Annotated in this window: 12 protein-coding genes; 6 read left to right on the top strand and 6 right to left on the bottom strand. The window is 70.2% G+C overall.

Annotated features, from left to right (window positions below; genetic code table 11):
- Positions 1 to 16: 16 nt before the first annotated feature.
- Complete coding sequence (locus F4558_RS00635) at positions 17 to 208, bottom strand: DUF2795 domain-containing protein (RefSeq protein WP_053655617.1); 192 nt, start codon at positions 206 to 208, stop codon at positions 17 to 19.
- Positions 209 to 396: 188 nt separating this feature from the next.
- Between F4558_RS00635 and F4558_RS00640 the strand changes: the two genes are divergently transcribed.
- Positions 397 to 1,650 carry an erythromycin esterase family protein gene (locus F4558_RS00640; protein WP_053655618.1) on the top strand — a complete coding sequence of 418 codons (1,254 nt, stop codon included), beginning with the start codon at positions 397 to 399 and terminating at the stop codon, positions 1,648 to 1,650.
- Between the two features lie 99 nt (positions 1,651 to 1,749).
- Here F4558_RS00640 and F4558_RS00645 read toward each other — a convergent pair whose 3' ends face one another.
- The 3 genes from F4558_RS00645 to F4558_RS00655 all read right to left on the bottom strand — a co-directional run bounded on the left by F4558_RS00645 (position 1,750) and on the right by F4558_RS00655 (position 5,046).
- The gene (locus tag F4558_RS00645) at positions 1,750 to 3,972 is read right to left on the bottom strand and encodes an MMPL family transporter (RefSeq protein WP_053655619.1); all 2,223 of its coding nucleotides are present in this window, start codon (positions 3,970 to 3,972) and stop codon (positions 1,750 to 1,752) included.
- Positions 3,972 to 4,559 (bottom strand): TetR/AcrR family transcriptional regulator, encoded by a 588-nt coding sequence (locus F4558_RS00650; RefSeq protein WP_053655620.1) that lies wholly within the window; start codon positions 4,557 to 4,559, stop codon positions 3,972 to 3,974. The genes F4558_RS00645 and F4558_RS00650 overlap by 1 nt, the downstream gene beginning before the upstream one ends.
- Positions 4,560 to 4,659: 100 nt before the next feature.
- Positions 4,660 to 5,046 (bottom strand): winged helix-turn-helix transcriptional regulator, encoded by a 387-nt coding sequence (locus F4558_RS00655; protein WP_053655676.1) that lies wholly within the window; start codon positions 5,044 to 5,046, stop codon positions 4,660 to 4,662.
- Between the two features lie 123 nt (positions 5,047 to 5,169).
- Between F4558_RS00655 and F4558_RS00660 the strand changes: the two genes are divergently transcribed.
- The 4 genes from F4558_RS00660 to F4558_RS00675 all read left to right on the top strand — a co-directional run bounded on the left by F4558_RS00660 (position 5,170) and on the right by F4558_RS00675 (position 10,600).
- Complete coding sequence (locus F4558_RS00660) at positions 5,170 to 6,642, top strand: MFS transporter (RefSeq protein ID WP_053655621.1); 1,473 nt, start codon at positions 5,170 to 5,172, stop codon at positions 6,640 to 6,642.
- The gene (locus F4558_RS00665; protein ID WP_167942900.1) at positions 6,639 to 7,598 is read left to right on the top strand and encodes a DNA polymerase domain-containing protein; all 960 of its coding nucleotides are present in this window, start codon (positions 6,639 to 6,641) and stop codon (positions 7,596 to 7,598) included. Before F4558_RS00660 ends, F4558_RS00665 begins: the two co-directional genes overlap by 4 nt.
- A gap of 91 nt (positions 7,599 to 7,689) precedes the next feature.
- Positions 7,690 to 8,136 (top strand): helix-turn-helix transcriptional regulator, encoded by a 447-nt coding sequence (locus F4558_RS00670; RefSeq protein WP_053655623.1) that lies wholly within the window; start codon positions 7,690 to 7,692, stop codon positions 8,134 to 8,136.
- Between the two features lie 103 nt (positions 8,137 to 8,239).
- Positions 8,240 to 10,600 carry an ATP-binding cassette domain-containing protein gene (locus F4558_RS00675; RefSeq protein ID WP_053655624.1) on the top strand — a complete coding sequence of 787 codons (2,361 nt, stop codon included), beginning with the start codon at positions 8,240 to 8,242 and terminating at the stop codon, positions 10,598 to 10,600.
- A gap of 15 nt (positions 10,601 to 10,615) precedes the next feature.
- Here the strand turns inward: F4558_RS00675 and F4558_RS00680 are convergent, their stop codons facing one another.
- Positions 10,616 to 11,242, bottom strand: coding sequence for a TetR/AcrR family transcriptional regulator (locus tag F4558_RS00680; RefSeq protein ID WP_053655625.1), 627 nt, complete (start codon positions 11,240 to 11,242; stop codon positions 10,616 to 10,618).
- Positions 11,243 to 11,368: 126 nt separating this feature from the next.
- On the opposite strand from F4558_RS00680, the gene F4558_RS00685 reads away from it, so the two are divergent.
- Entirely contained in the window at positions 11,369 to 13,501 is a 2,133-nt protein-coding gene (locus tag F4558_RS00685) for a DUF3533 domain-containing protein (RefSeq protein WP_082377456.1), read from the top strand.
- A gap of 83 nt (positions 13,502 to 13,584) precedes the next feature.
- On the opposite strand, the gene F4558_RS00690 is transcribed toward F4558_RS00685, so the two are convergent.
- Positions 13,585 to 14,088, bottom strand: coding sequence for a cupin domain-containing protein (locus F4558_RS00690; protein WP_157552498.1), 504 nt, complete (start codon positions 14,086 to 14,088; stop codon positions 13,585 to 13,587).
- Positions 14,089 to 14,474 lie beyond the last annotated feature (386 nt).

Here is a 14,474-nt window from a genome sequence, read left to right on the forward strand (position 1 = left end):
CTGGTCCGGGGCCGTTTCAGGAGAGGGTGGTCAGCGCGGCGGCGAGCTCGTCCGGCGACTCGAACTGCTCCGCCGGCAACGCCTGCACCATCTGCAACAACACCGTGCTGGCCCCGTTCTCCTGCGCCCAGCGGAACAGGTCCTCGCGGGAGACCGGGTAGTCGAGCCCGGCCAGGTACTCCTGCAACTGCAGCCCGGTGACGGTCATGCCGGGCTGGCTACCCGCTCGCCCCGGGCGTACACCGGGGCGAGCCGGGTGGCGGCGGCCCGTCGCCGGACCGCGAACGACGCGCCCGGCGGCCGGCTCGCCAGCGCGGTCAAAGCCGCCGGTCGCGCGGCGTGTCGGCCCACGGCGCGCCGACGGTTTGTCGAAGCGGTCGCCGGGTAGCCGCTGCCATGCTGGTTCAGCGGCTCGGCGCGCCGAGCGACTTCGACCCGTTGCTGGAGCGCGTACGGGACTCCCGGGTGGTGATGATCGGCGAGTCCACCCACGGCAGCTACGACTACTACCGGTTGCGTGAGCAGCTGACCCGCCGGCTGATCGCGGAGTGCGGTTTCTCGTTCGTGGCCGTGGAGGGCGACTGGCCCGACTGCGACCGGGTGCACCGCTCGGTCACCGCCGCGCCGGGCGGGGCGCTGGAGCCGCAGAACGCACTCGAACGCTTCGAGCGGTGGCCGACGTGGATGTGGGCGAACGCCGAGGTGGCGCGGTTCTGCAGCTGGTTGCGGGCCTGGAATCTGGAGAGGCCGGAGCAGCAGCGGGCCGGGTTCCACGGGCTCGACGTGTACAGCCTCTGGGAGTCGATGCAGGCGATCTTCGACTACCTGGGGGAGGAGGACCCGAAGTCGCTGGAGGCGGCGCAGGACGCGTACCGGTGCTTCGAGCCGTACGGCAAACGGGTCGAGGATTACGGCGCGGCCAGCCGCTTCGTCTCCGCGCGGTGCGAGGAGGAGGTGATCCGGCTGCTGGCGCGTACCCGGGAACACGCTCTCGCCGACGGCCCGGACCGCTTCTCGGCCTGGCAGAACGCCGAGGTGGTGGCCGGCGCGGAACGGTATTACCGGGCGATGGTCGCCGGTGGCCCGGATTCCTGGAACATCCGCGACACCCACATGCAGGACACCCTGGATCGGCTGCTGCAACGGTACGGCCCGGACGCCCGCGGGATCGTCTGGGCGCACAACACGCACGTCGGGGACGCGCGGGCCACCGACATGGCCGCGGACGGGATGGTCAACATCGGGCAGTTGGCCCGGGAGCGGCACGGCGACGACGCGGTGACGCTTATCGGGTTCGGCACCTATCGGGGCACTGTGATCGCCGCTCCCCGCTGGGGCTCGCCGCCGGAGCCGATGGTGGTGCCGCCGGCGCGGGAAGGTTCGGTGGAGCGGCGGTTGCACGAGCTGATGCCGGACCGGGCGGTCCTCGTCTTCGATGGCGACCAGCCGGGCTGGGTCACCGACACGGCGGACCACCGGGCGATCGGTGTGGTCTACGACCCGTCGTTCGAGTCCTGGGGCAACTACGTGCCGACGCGGCTCGGTGAACGCTACGACGCGTTGATCTGGTGCGACGAGACAACAGCCCTACACCCGCTGCCGGTCCCCGCGGCCCCAGGGGAGATGGAGACGTACCCGGCCGGGGTGTAACGGCCCTTGCTGGCGTCGATCATGGAGTTGTGGTGCCGGACGAAGTGCCTGTATCGGGGCGCAACGGGCACCACAACTCCATGATCGACTAATGGGGTGTCAGACCCGGGACGGGGCCCGGTCATTCAGCTCCGTGCGGAGCTTTTCGCCCTCGATGTCGACGTTGGGCAGGACACGGGACAGCCAACGCGGCAGCCACCACGCCCGGTCGCCGAGCAGGGACATCACGGCGGGGACGATCGTCATGCGGACCACGAAGGCGTCGATGGCCACACCGATGGCGAGCGCGAAGCCCATCGACTTGATCACCGGGTCTTCGAGGAAGACGAAGCCACCGAACACGGAGATCATGATCAGGGCGGCGGCGGTGACCACCCGGGCGCCGTGGCCCATGCCGCTGATCGTGGCCTGCCGCGCGGTCTCGCCGTGCACGTAGTCCTCTCTCATACGCGACACCAGGAAGACCTCGTAGTCCATGGCGAGGCCGAACAGGATGCCGATGAGCAGGATCGGCAGGAAGCTGATCAGCGGGGCCGGAGTGTCCAGGCCGACCAGGTCCGCGAGGTGGCCCTGCTGGAAGACACCGACAGTGATGCCGAACGTGGCGGCGACGGTGAGCAGGAAGCCCAGCGCGGCCTTGATCGGCACCAGCACCGAGCGGAACACGAGCATCAGCAGCAGCACCGAGAGCCCGACCACAAGCAGCAGGTAGACCGGCAGCGCGTCGGACAGCTTCTCGGAGACGTCGATACCGACAGCCGTGACGCCGGTGAGCAGCACGTCCGCGTTGGGGATTTCCCGTACCGAGCCACGGATCTGGTTCACCAGGGTCTCGGTGGCCTCGTCGGTCGGGCCGGTCTTGGGTACGACGCCGAGCAGCGCTGTCCGGCCGTCCGGGCTGACCTGCGGCGGGGCCACCGCGAGGACGTTCTCGGTGCCCTGGAGCAGGGTGGTGACCTGTGGCACGGCAGCCGAGGTGGCCTCCGGCGTGTCCCCGGCGACCACAACCGCGAGCCGGCCGGTGAAGCCGGGCCCGAATCCCTCGGTGGTCAGGTCGCTCGACACGCGCTGAGGTGAGCCGACGGCCGCCGTCGAGGGGTCCGGCAGAGCCAGCCGCATGTCCGGGGTGGGCAGCGCGAGCAGCCCGAGGCCGACCAGGCCGAGCAGGATGACGGGTACGCGGAACCGGGTGACGAGCCGCGCCCAGCGGAAACCGAACGTGGACTGGTCCTCGGCCGGCGCGGTCGCGGCCTCCGGCCGGTCGTCGAGGTTCGCATCGTCGACCGGCGCAGCCGCCCCGGCGGCACCGGCGCGCAGCCGTCGGGGGAGTACCCGGTGACCGGCGAAGCCGAGCAGCGCGGGCTGGAGGGTGATCGCGACGAGCACCGCCACTGTGACAGTGCCGGCCGCGGCGAGACCCATCACGGTGAGGAACGGGATGTTCACCACGGCCAGCCCGGCCAGGGCGATGACCACTGTGGCGCCCGCGAAGACCACGGCGGAGCCGGCGGTACCGACAGCACGGCCGACCGCCTCCTCCGGTGAGAGGCCGTCGAGCAGGTTCTGTCGGTGCCGGGAGGTGATGAACAGCGAGTAGTCGATGCCGACCGCCAGGCCGAGCATCAGCGCCAGGATCGGCGCGGTGCTGGTCAGCTCGATGACACCGCTCAGCGCGAACAGGCCGGCCATGCCGACTCCCACGCCGATAAGCGCGTTGAGCATCGTCATTCCGGCCGCCACCAGCGACCCGAACGTGATGAACAGGACGATGGCGGCCACCAGTACACCGAGCGCCTCGGTGGAGCCGACCTCCGGCTCGCCACCGAGCACCTCGCCACCGGGGGCGACCTGCCAGCCCTGCGCCTCGGCGGCGGCACCGACGTTCTCGTACGCGGTGCGCTGCTCGTCGGTCACCCCGTCGGAGCCCTTGGCGAACTGGACCTGGACCAGCGCGTACCGGCCGTCGGGCGAGACCGCGCCGACCTGGAGCGGGTCGACAGCACCGACCACGCCGGGCAGCGTGGCGGCTTCCTGGACCAGTCCCTTGACCACGGCCTGGCCCTCGGGGCTGGCCAGTTGGCCGTCCGCTGGCGCCTTGACGGCGATTGTGCCGGTGGCGCCGCTGGCCGCGGGGAACTGCTCGGCGAGCAGGTCGAGGGCGCGCTGGCTCTCGGTGCCGGGCATTGTGAAGTTGCTCGCCGTCGGGCCGCGCAGCGTCGCCGCAGCCAGACCGGCGGCGACGAGTACGACGAGCCAGAGCGCGACGACGAGCCGTCGCCGGCGCAGCGCGCCCCGGCCGAGCCGGTAGAGCAGGGTGGCCATCAGGAGTCCTTGTCCTCGGTCGTTGGAAGGTGTTGCAGGGTTGCCTCGACGGGTGTGATGGCCCGCCGTACGAGGGTGAGCAGGGCGACGCGCAGTTCGTCGTCGGGTACGTCGGCGAACTCGGCGCACGCCTCGGGGATGCCGGCCAGCAGCACGAATGCGGTGATCTGGGCGGCTGGCTGGTCGGAGTGCCCGGCCATGGCGTCGCGCAGGCGTTCGGAGATCTGCTGGATGTGGGCGAAGGCCGGCTGGCAGAGCAGTTCGGCGAATTCGCCGCGCAGGAGCGCGATCTCCCGCCGGAAGCGGACGGCGAGGTCGACGAAGCCGGTGGCGGCGGCCTCCTGGCTGTCCGTGCCGGTGCGGTCGGTGAGCTGGTCGTCAAGGTCTCGCAGCATCGCGATGGCCGGTGCCATCAGCTCGGCGAGGAGGGCTTCCTTGTTGGCGAAGTGGTAGAGCACTGTGGCCTTGGAGCAGCCGACCTCGCGGGCGATGTCCTGCAGGGAGGTGCCCCGGTATCCGCTTACCGCGAACTGCCGCGCCGCGGCGGCGAGGATGTCACCGTGCGTCGCGGAAACTGCTCTGGCCATCGCTGGTCCACCTCCGCAGACCAGCATGCCTGACCGATCGGTCAGACCCTGACCGATCGGTCAGAAAACCCTCGTGGTGTTCCCCACACCCGGGCCGCGTTTATCCGGCGTGTTCCCTGTCGTACCTGGTCCGCGCCTCGGCGATGGCCAGGCGATGCCTCTCGGCCCAGTTGGTCAGGGCGACCAGGGACTCGTACAGCTCCAGCGCCATCGGCGTGGCCGTGTACTCGACCTTGGGCGGCACTGTCGGATAGACCCGGCGGTGCAGCAGGCCGTCGCGTTCCAGGTTACGCAGCGTCAGCGTGAGCATCCGGCGGCTGATGCCCTCGATGTGCCGCTCCAGCTCGGTGAAGCGCACCGGCCCGTTGGAGGCGACAACCAGGATGCTGATGCTCCATTTGCCGCCGACCCGGTCCAGCACCTCGCGGACGGTGCACGCCCGGGCCTGCCCGGCAGTGAACGGCACGTCCCCGGCCGCGCAGGTCAGCTCTGCGGCGACGGGGGCGGACACATCGCTGTTCCTCTGGGACACAACAGTGCCTCCTTCCGCTCCGGCCCATGGTCACAGACGATGACGTCGGTAACAAAGCGTGCACCAAGGAGGAGTTTCATGGACCGGGTCGTTCCGCCCCGCTGGCCTGCGTTGCTCGTGCTCTGCGCCGGCAGCCTGATGATCATTCTGGACGGAAGCGTGGTGGCGGTCGCGCTGCCCGCCATCCAGCGCGACCTGGGCTTCACCGCGCCCGGCCTCGCCTGGGTGGTGAACGCCTACCTTGTCGCGTTCGGCGGACTGCTGCTGCTCGCCGGCCGCCTCGGCGACCTGCTGGGCCGGCGGCGCGTCTTCCTGGCCGGCGTCGCACTGTTCACGCTGGCCTCGCTGGGCTGTGCGGTGGCCACCGGGCCGGGCCAGCTCGTGGCCGCGCGGTTCGGGCAGGGCGTCGGCGGCGCGCTGGCAATGGCGGTGAGCCTCGGCATGATCGTCCGGCTCTATCCCGAGCCGGCCGAGCGGGCTCGCGCCATCGCGGTCTTCAGCTTCACCGGCGCAGCCGGCGCGTCGATCGGGACGGTGGCCGGCGGGTTGCTCACCGAGCTGGCCGGCTGGCGGTCGATCTTCCTGGTCAACCTGCCGATCGGAGCGCTCATCCTGGTCGCCGCCGTCCGCACCCTTCCCGCCGAACGGGGGATCGGCCTGCGGGCTGGCCTCGACGTACCGGGGGCACTGCTCGCCACCTCCGGCCTGATGGCCGCAGTGCTGGGCATCGTCGGCACCGCCGAGAACGGCTGGACCAGCGGCCGGACCCTCGGAGCGGCGGCGCTCGCCGCGCTGCTGCTCGGTGGGTTCGCCGTCCGCCAGCGCACGGCGTCGACCCCGCTGCTGCCGGGTCGGGTGCTGCGCGTACCAGGCCTGGTCGCCGCGAACAGCGTGCAGTTCCTCATGGTCGCCGCGTACTTCGGTTTCCAGTTCCTGCTCGCCGTGGAGCTGCAACTGGTCCTCGGGCTGGACGCGGCGGCCACCGGCTGGGCCTTCCTGCCCACCCCTGTGGTGATCGCCGTGATCTCGCTCGGCCTCGCCGCTCGGCTGATCGCCCGCTGGGGCGCCCGGAGCGTGCTGGTGACCGGGCTCGGCCTGGCGACCGTCGGCTTCCTGCTGCTCGCCAGGCTTCCCGTCGACGGCGGCTACCTCACCGACGTACTCCCCGCGATGGTGGTCTTCGGGGTTGCCGGCGGTCTGACCCTGCCGGCCGTCACCACCCTTGCCATGGCCGGGGCGACCGACGCGGACGCCGGGCTCGCGTCGGGGCTGGCGAACACCACCCAGCAGGTCGGCGGCGCGGTCGGCCTGGCGGCGCTGAGCACGCTGGCCGCCGTGCGCGCCGACGGTCTGCGGACCGCCGGTTGGGACGAGGTGGCCGCGCTGGCCGGCGGCTACCGGGCCGCGTTCGCAGTGGCCGCCGCCCTGGTGGTCACCGCGCTGCTGCTCTCGCTGGCCACGCTGCCCCGCGCGGACCGCCGCAATCTTCCCGCGTCGAAGCGCCGCGTCCGGTTGACCGGCAGTCCCCCGGCCGGGAGGGTGATCGGGTGACCGAGGCTGACGAGACCCGGGACGGCGTGGCCCTGACCAACCTGGACCAGCCGCTGTCCGACCGCGCCGACGCGACCAAGCGGAACCTGGTCGACTACCTCGACGCGGTCCGGGAGCAGATCCTGGCGCAACTGCGGGACCGGCCTCTGTCGGTGATCAGGGTCCGCCCGGGGCAGCCGCCGTTCATGCAGAAGAACCTGCCGAAGTACACCCCGGACTGGGTCCGCCGCGTGCCGGTCTGGGCCGAGGCCTCGCATCGCGAGATCTCGTACGCCCTCTGCGACGACCGGCGGACCCTGCTCTGGTTCGCCAACCAGAGGGCCGTCGAATACCACCCGACGCTCGCCACCGCAGCCGACCTGCACCGCCCCACGCACCTGGTGCTCGACCTGGACCCACCCGAGGGCGACGGCTTCGCTGCGGCGGTCGGCGCGGCCCTGCTTGTCCGCCAGGCGCTCACCGACGCCGGTATGGCCGGAGCGGTAAAGACCAGCGGCGCCAAGGGCGTGCACGTCTTCGTCCCGATCGCCGGTGAGCCCACGGCGGAGGAATTGGCCGCCGCCACCCGCGCGCTCGCCGTCCGCGCCGAACGGCTGGATCCGGCCCTCGCCACCACGGCGTACATCAAGGAGGACCGGGGCGGCAAGGTCTTCGTGGACGCCACCCGATCCGGCGGTGCGACTGTCGTCGCCGCGTACAGCCCCCGGCTGCGTCCCGGGATGCCTGTGTCGTTCCCTGTCGACTGGGCCGACCTGACCGCTGTGACCCCGGCGGACTTCACCATCCGGACCGTGCCGCCGCTCGTCGCCGAGACCGACCCGTGGGCCGCGCTGATGCCGGCGCCGCAGTCGCTGCCCGCCGACCTGGTGGCCGAGGGGCGGACCATCCCGGTGGCCCGGGTGCAGGCCATGCACGAGGGCAAGCGCCGGGCCCGAGCCCGCCGCGAAACCACCTGACGGTACGCCCGTGAGTGGCTCGCCCCGGCCTGGCCGCGCGCCGCGCTTCGGTGATCCAGGTTTGTCGGTGGTGTGTGGCACGATTTTCCAGATGAGCAGCAGACCTGCCGCATCGCGTCTCGACGATCTGGCGCGGCTGCGCCGTGTGCGTGACCGGATCGACAGGGAATACGCGCAGCCGCTGGATGTCGAAGCGCTCGCCAGGGGTGTGCACATGTCAGCCGGGCATCTCAGTCGGGAGTTCCGGCTCGCCTACGGCGAATCTCCGTACAGCTATCTCATGACCCGCCGCATCGAGCGCGCGATGGCCCTGCTGCGGCGCGGTGACCTCAGCGTCACCGACGTCTGTTTCGCTGTCGGCTGCTCGTCGCTCGGCACCTTCAGCACCCGCTTCACCGAGCTTGTCGGCGTGCCACCGAGCACCTACCGCCGGCAGGCGGCAGGAGCGACGGAGGGCATGCCGTCCTGCACCGCCAAACAGGTGACCAGACCGGTCAGAAATCGAGAAGCGCAGGTCACGCGACCGGGCCTACCGTGACCGCCACGGGTCGAAGCGGCATGGGTGGCCCTGGTGTCACCTCAAGCGCGACCCGACGAGCGCCGGCCAGCCGGGGCACGCCCGCCCGACAGATGGAGAGACGATGAGCAAGCACGCCGCCGACAGCCACGACCTGATCCGGGTGCAGGGCGCGCGCGTCAACAACCTCAAGGACGTCACCGTCGAGCTGCCGAAGCGCCGTCTGACGGTTTTCACCGGCGTCTCCGGTTCGGGCAAGAGTTCGCTCGTGTTCGGCACCATCGCCGCCGAGTCACAGCGCATGATCAACGAGACGTACAGCGCCTTCGTGCAGGGGTTCATGCCGACGCTGGCCCGGCCCGAGGTCGACGTGCTGGACGGGCTGACGACGGCGATCATCGTCGACCAGGAACGGATGGGCGCCAACGCCCGATCGACAGTCGGCACCGCCACGGACGCCAACGCGATGCTGCGCATCCTCTTCAGCCGGCTCGGGCAGCCGCACATCGGCTCGCCGAACGCGTTCTCCTTCAACGTCCCGTCGGTCCGGGCGAGCGGAGCGATCACCGTCGAGCGCGGCGCCGGCAAGACCAAGACCGAGAAGGCGACATTCAACAGGCTGGGCGGCATGTGTCCGCGCTGCGAGGGCATGGGCTCCGTCACCGACTTCGACCTGTCCGCGCTCTACGACGACAGCAAGTCGCTGAACGAGGGCGCCATCACCATCCCCGGCTACAGCATGGAGGGCTGGTACGGCCGCATCTTCCGTGGTTGTGGCTACTTCGACCCGGACAAGCCGATCGGCAAGTTCAACAAGAAGGAGTTGCAGGACCTGCTCCACAGGGAGCCGACCAAGATCAAGATCGACGGCATCAACCTGACGTACGTCGGTCTGATCCCGCAGATCCAGAAGTCGTTCCTCTCCAAGGACGTCGACACGCTGCAACCGCACATCCGCGCCTTCGTGGAGCGGGCGGTGACGTTCACGACCTGCCCCGAGTGCGGCGGCACCCGGCTCAGTGCGGAGGCCCGGTCCTCGAAGATCAACGGTAAGAACATCGCCGACGTCTGCGCCATGCAGATCAGCGACCTGGCCGGCTGGGTCCGGGGCATCGACGACTCCTCGGTCGCCCCACTGCTCGCCGGGCTGCAACACCTGGTGGACTCGTTCGAGGAGATCGGGCTGGGCTACCTGTCCCTGGACCGGCCGTCGGGCACCCTCTCCGGCGGCGAGGCGCAGCGCACCAAGATGATCCGCCACCTCGGGTCGTCGCTCACCGACGTCACCTACGTCTTCGACGAGCCGACCATCGGTCTGCACCCCCACGACATCGCGCGGATGAACAACCTGCTGCTGCGGCTGCGCGACAAGGGCAACACCGTGCTTGTCGTCGAGCACAAGCCGGAGGCCATCGCCATCGCCGACCACGTGGTCGACCTCGGCCCCGGCGCCGGTACGGCAGGTGGCGAGGTGGTGTTCGAGGGCACCGTTGCCGGGCTGCGGGCCAGCGACACCCTCACGGGCCGGCACCTCGACTACCGGGCCGGCGTGAAGCCGTCCGTACGGACGCCGTCGGGTCTGCTGGAGATCCGGGGCGCGAGCACCCACAACCTGCGCGACGTCGACGTCGACATCCCGTTGGGTGTGCTGGTGGTGGTGACCGGGGTGGCCGGGTCGGGCAAGAGTTCGCTGATCCACGGCTCGGTGTCCGGCCGGGAGGGCGTGGTGTCCGTCGACCAGAGCGCCATCCGGGGGTCGCGGCGGAGCAACCCGGCGACGTACACCGGTTTGCTGGAGCCGATCCGGAAGGCGTTCGCGAAGGCCAACGGTGTGAAGCCGGCGCTGTTCAGCGCAAACTCCGAGGGCGCGTGCCCCGGCTGCAACGGCGCCGGGGTCATCTACACCGACCTGGGAATGATGGCCGGTGTGGCGGCCACCTGCGAGGAGTGCGAGGGCCGGCGGTTCCAGGCTTCGGTCCTGGAATACCGCTTCGGTGGCCGCACCATCAGCGAGGTGCTGGCCATGTCGGTGACCGAGGCGGAACGATTCTTCGCCGACGGCGAGGCGCGTACGCCTGCCGCGCACGCCATCCTCGACCGGCTCGCCGACGTCGGCCTCGGATACCTCAGCCTCGGCCAGCCGCTCACCACCCTGTCCGGCGGCGAGCGGCAGCGGCTCAAGCTGGCCACGCGGATGGCCGAGAAGGGTGGCGTCTACGTCCTCGACGAGCCGACCACCGGCCTGCACCTCGCCGACGTCGAGCAGTTGCTCGGCCTGTTGGACCGGCTCGTCGACTCCGGCAAGTCGGTGATCGTCGTCGAGCACCACCAGGCGGTCATGGCGCACGCCGACTGGATCATCGACCTGGGTCCGGGTGCCGGTCACGACGGCGGGCAGGTCGTCTTCGAGGGCACCCCGGCGGATCTCGTCGCCGCCGGCTCGACGCTCACCGGCGAGCACCTCGCCACGTACGTCGGCGGTTGAGCCGGCGCGCCGGGGTCAGCTCTCGGTTCGACCCGGTCGGCTGATGGGGGCCGAGAGCATTCCGGCGATGGCGTCGACCAGGAAGTCGCCGACCTGCGGCCATCGGGGGTCTTCGCCGTCGCGTTCGGCGCGTGCCTCGACTTCGGCGGTCGCGGTGCTGACGATGCGGGTGATCAGGCGTGCGCGGCCGGCGACGATGTCCGGGTCGAGGTGCCGCAGCCGTGCCGCGAGTGACGCGCGCAGGTGCACTGCCTGTGGCGTGGTGTCCTGGGCTTCCCGCACGAGCGGCAGCGTGGCGGGGTTGTGGAGCACGTGGTCGAGGAACCGGGCTCGCCAGCTCGGTCGCGGCAGGTGGTCGAGCACCCGCATGCTCGGCTCCACGAGGCCGCGTATGTCGCCGAGGACGGAGTCCTCGGGTGGAGCCATTCCCTCGCGTTGTTGCGCCACGTCGTGCACGTGGCGGGCCATGAGCGCCTTGAGCAGGCCCTCGCGTCCACCGAAGTAGTAGCGCACCGCAGAGTGGTTGGTGTTGCCGGCCACCTCGGCGACTTTGCGGTCGGAGATCTCCGCGACGCCCGACTCGGCGAAGAGCCGCTCGGCAGCGTCGAGCAGGGCGGTGCGTGCCGCCACTGACCGCCCCATGACCCGGCTCCTTCGCTGTTCTCGCCCCCGGATGTGACTCAGGTCAACCTAGCCGGATTCCCGGTTCCGGCCTGCGCCGCCTACAGTTCGTAAGTCACTTGGCTTACAAACCGATCTGGAGAGTGCATGGACACCGAAGCCGTGATCGAGGCTGCCGACGTGATCGACGGCCGCCCGCCCGGCCCGGACCGCAAGGAACACATCATCCGGATGGTCGCCCTGTTCGTGATGCCGTTCCTCATGGTCACGATGATGTTCGCGACCTACATGGCGACAATGCACTCACCGCACCCCAGGGACATGCCTGTGGCGGTCGTCGGCAGCGGTGCCACCGCGCAGGCGATCGTCGACGGCCTCAACGCCGCGCCCGGCAACACCACCGACGCCACGCTGGTGCCCACCCGGGACGACGCTGTCGACCTGCTGCACGACCAGGAAGCCGCCGCCGCGCTGGTCCTGCCCGCTCCCGGCGGCGACAGCGCGACAATCCTCACCGCCTCGGCGGCCGGAGCCTCGCAGGGCGCCACCGTCCAGCAGTTGCTCGCGCCGGTGGCCGTGGCGAACAACTGGCAGGCCACCACCGAGGACGTCGCGCCGCTGCCCGACGGTGACCGGGCCGGCATCGCGGTCCTGTTCGCCGCCATGGGCATGATGCTGGCCGGCTACGTGCCGCTGAGCATCATGGTGATGGGCGTTCCCCACCTGCTGCGGCTGCGACGGTTCCTGCCCGTGCTGGCCGGCTGGTCCGCGTTCACCAGCTCGATCATCTGGCTCATCCTCGGCCCTGTCGTGGGCGCCGTCGAGGGCCACTACCTCACCTTCCTCGGCGTCGGCATGCTCGCCACCGCAGCCGTCGGCATGGCCCAGCTGCTGCTCTCCAAGGTGGTCGGCCCTCTCGCGGTGCTGCCCGGCATGCTGCTCTGGGTCGTGTTCGGCATGCCCGCGTCGAACCTCGCGTTGTCAGTGCACAACATGCCGGGGTTCTTCCAGTTCCTGCACGGCGTGCTCCCGCTCCCGGCGGCCGGCGAGGCGCTGCGCTCGGTCCTGTACTTCGACGGCAACGGCCTCGGCACCCACCTGGTCGTCCTGGCCGTGTGGATCGTGGCTGCCCTCGCGCTCTGCCTGCTCAAGGAGCGCAGCGCGACCGGGAACGTCATCCCCGGCGTCCCGCCGATCCCCGACCCCGACGCGAAGGCCCCCGCCCTCGCCGGCGGGCCGCCGCGATCCAAGCGATTCCGGTACGTCGCCGCGGCCGGCTTCCCACTGGCCATCCTCGTTGTCGTCGTGGGTGCCATGGGCTTCTCCATGCACAAGCCGCAGCCGCACGACATCCCGGTCGTCGTGGTCGCCGCCACCCCCGAACTGGCTCAGCAGACCGCCGACGGCCTGAACACGCAGCTCACCGGCATCCTCGACGTCACCGTCGCCGACAGCGCCGAGCAGGCCACCGAGCAGATCAAGGCCCGTGACGTGGTCGCCGCCTTCGTCCTGCCGACGGCACCGGACGCCCCGGCGACGCTCTACTCGGCGTCCGCCGCCAACCCCAGCCAGCAGTCCACGATCCGCGCGATCTTCCAACCGATCGCCGCGGCCCAGGAGCTTCCGCTCACGCTCACCGACGTGCAGCCCCTGAGCGACACCGACACCGGTGGCAGCAACAGCATGTACGTCGGCATGTCGTGGATCATGGCCGGCTTCCTGTTCCTGGCCGTCCTGCGCGGCGGCGCCCCGCACGTGCGCCGCCTGCCCCAGTTCCTGCCGCTGCTGGCCGGCTGGGCGGTCGGCATGTCCGTCTGGCTGTGGTTCCTCTTCGACGTCCTCATCGGCGCGATCAGTGGCAACGCCCTCGAACTCATCGGCTACGGGGCGCTGACCATCTTCTCGGTCTCCCTTGCCACCGGAGTTCTCACCCGCACCGTCGGCCTGGCCGGGATCATCCCGATGATGGTGGTGCTGATGATGGCCGGTTTGCCCGCCTCCGGCGGCGGCATGTCGGTGTACCTCGTACCCGAGGTGTTCCGGCCTCTCCAGGACGTACTGCCGCTGCCTGCGGCTGTCGACATCGCCCGATCACTGCGCTACTTCGACGGCGTCGGCGTCGGGCAGAACCTGCTTGTCATCGCCATCTGGGGTGCCGTCGGGCTGGTCCTGAACCTGCTGATCGACAAGTGGCTCACACGCCGCCCGGAGGTCGACGAGCCGGGCGCTGGCCCGGCGCCGGCGGCGTCGGTGAAGCTGGTGTCGGCCGAGGCGCACTGAGCGAAGGTCCACCGCCGACCCGCCCGGGTCGGCGGTGGACCGCTACGCCGACCCCGGCAGGATGACCATCGACCAGCCGCAAGCTACACGGCCTCCACACCATACTTGTGGAACAAACCAAGCATGCGCTCGTCAAAGCGTTCCGGCCCCCAGTTGTCGACCTGCACACCTGGTCGGGGCTCGTCGCCCCCTTCCACGAAGAGCCCTTCCGCGCCGCCCGGCGTGTAGATGAAAAGCAACTTCGTCGTGTGCAGACCGACGTTCTTGAACCGATGGCGAACCATTCGTGGGATATGGACGACATCGCCGGTGACCGCAGTGAAAGTTCGTTCGCCATCCAGGAATTCCAGCTCACCGGAGAGCAGGTAGAAGGTCTCCTCCTGATCCGCGTGGGTATGCGGGACCGGACCGCCACCTGGTGGCACGCTGGCCTCCACGATGCCGATGGAGCCGCCGGTCTGGGCCGCCTGGAGGCGCATCGTGTAGACGTCGCCGGAGAACCATCTGGTAACTCCCTGGCCAGCCGGCACGTGCAGGCCGCCCCCGCGACCGGAATCAACGTCAATTCCGGGAATAGAAATGCTCATTAGCCCCCCTGGCAAAGAACTTGCTCACCGTATAAAAGCGGTGAACTCCCTCAACTAGCGTAGGGTCGACTGTCAGATTCACGAAGGGTGATCGGTCGTGATCAGTCACACCGATCGGGGTAATGAACTAACGACGCCGTTATCCGTCAGGGCGCATAACAAACTCACCGACAAGCGGGATAAGTATTGTGACGGTGGGCGCGCGCCGCCGTCTTCACGGCCGAGGTCCAGGCCTCTCCGCTGGCACACACCCCTGCATCACGCGCGTCGAGCCAGCGTTGAGTACGACTGACCGGCGTCCGGGATTGGCGCGGATGTGGCACAGATGCTCGCCATGGGCCGCTGGCAGCCGGAGACACGAGTAAGGCCCCTGACCGGTTTCCCTG

Origin of the sequence: Micromonospora profundi (assembly GCF_011927785.1) — a bacterium.
Classification (GTDB): Bacteria; Actinomycetota; Actinomycetes; order Mycobacteriales; family Micromonosporaceae; genus Micromonospora; species Micromonospora profundi.

Coding starts and splice junctions, on each gene's coding strand:
- F4558_RS00635 (WP_053655617.1), bottom strand. CDS start 208: ATGACCGTCACCGGGCTGCAGTTGCAGGAGTACCTGGCCGGGCTCGAC.
- F4558_RS00645 (WP_053655619.1), bottom strand. CDS start 3,972: ATGGCCACCCTGCTCTACCGGCTCGGCCGGGGCGCGCTGCGCCGGCGA.
- F4558_RS00680 (WP_053655625.1), bottom strand. CDS start 11,242: ATGGGGCGGTCAGTGGCGGCACGCACCGCCCTGCTCGACGCTGCCGAG.
- F4558_RS00650 (WP_053655620.1), bottom strand. CDS start 4,559: ATGGCCAGAGCAGTTTCCGCGACGCACGGTGACATCCTCGCCGCCGCG.
- F4558_RS00690 (WP_157552498.1), bottom strand. CDS start 14,088: ATGAGCATTTCTATTCCCGGAATTGACGTTGATTCCGGTCGCGGGGGC.
- F4558_RS00685 (WP_082377456.1), top strand. CDS start 11,369: ATGGACACCGAAGCCGTGATCGAGGCTGCCGACGTGATCGACGGCCGC.
- F4558_RS00670 (WP_053655623.1), top strand. CDS start 7,690: ATGAGCAGCAGACCTGCCGCATCGCGTCTCGACGATCTGGCGCGGCTG.
- F4558_RS00660 (WP_053655621.1), top strand. CDS start 5,170: ATGGACCGGGTCGTTCCGCCCCGCTGGCCTGCGTTGCTCGTGCTCTGC.
- F4558_RS00675 (WP_053655624.1), top strand. CDS start 8,240: ATGAGCAAGCACGCCGCCGACAGCCACGACCTGATCCGGGTGCAGGGC.
- F4558_RS00640 (WP_053655618.1), top strand. CDS start 397: ATGCTGGTTCAGCGGCTCGGCGCGCCGAGCGACTTCGACCCGTTGCTG.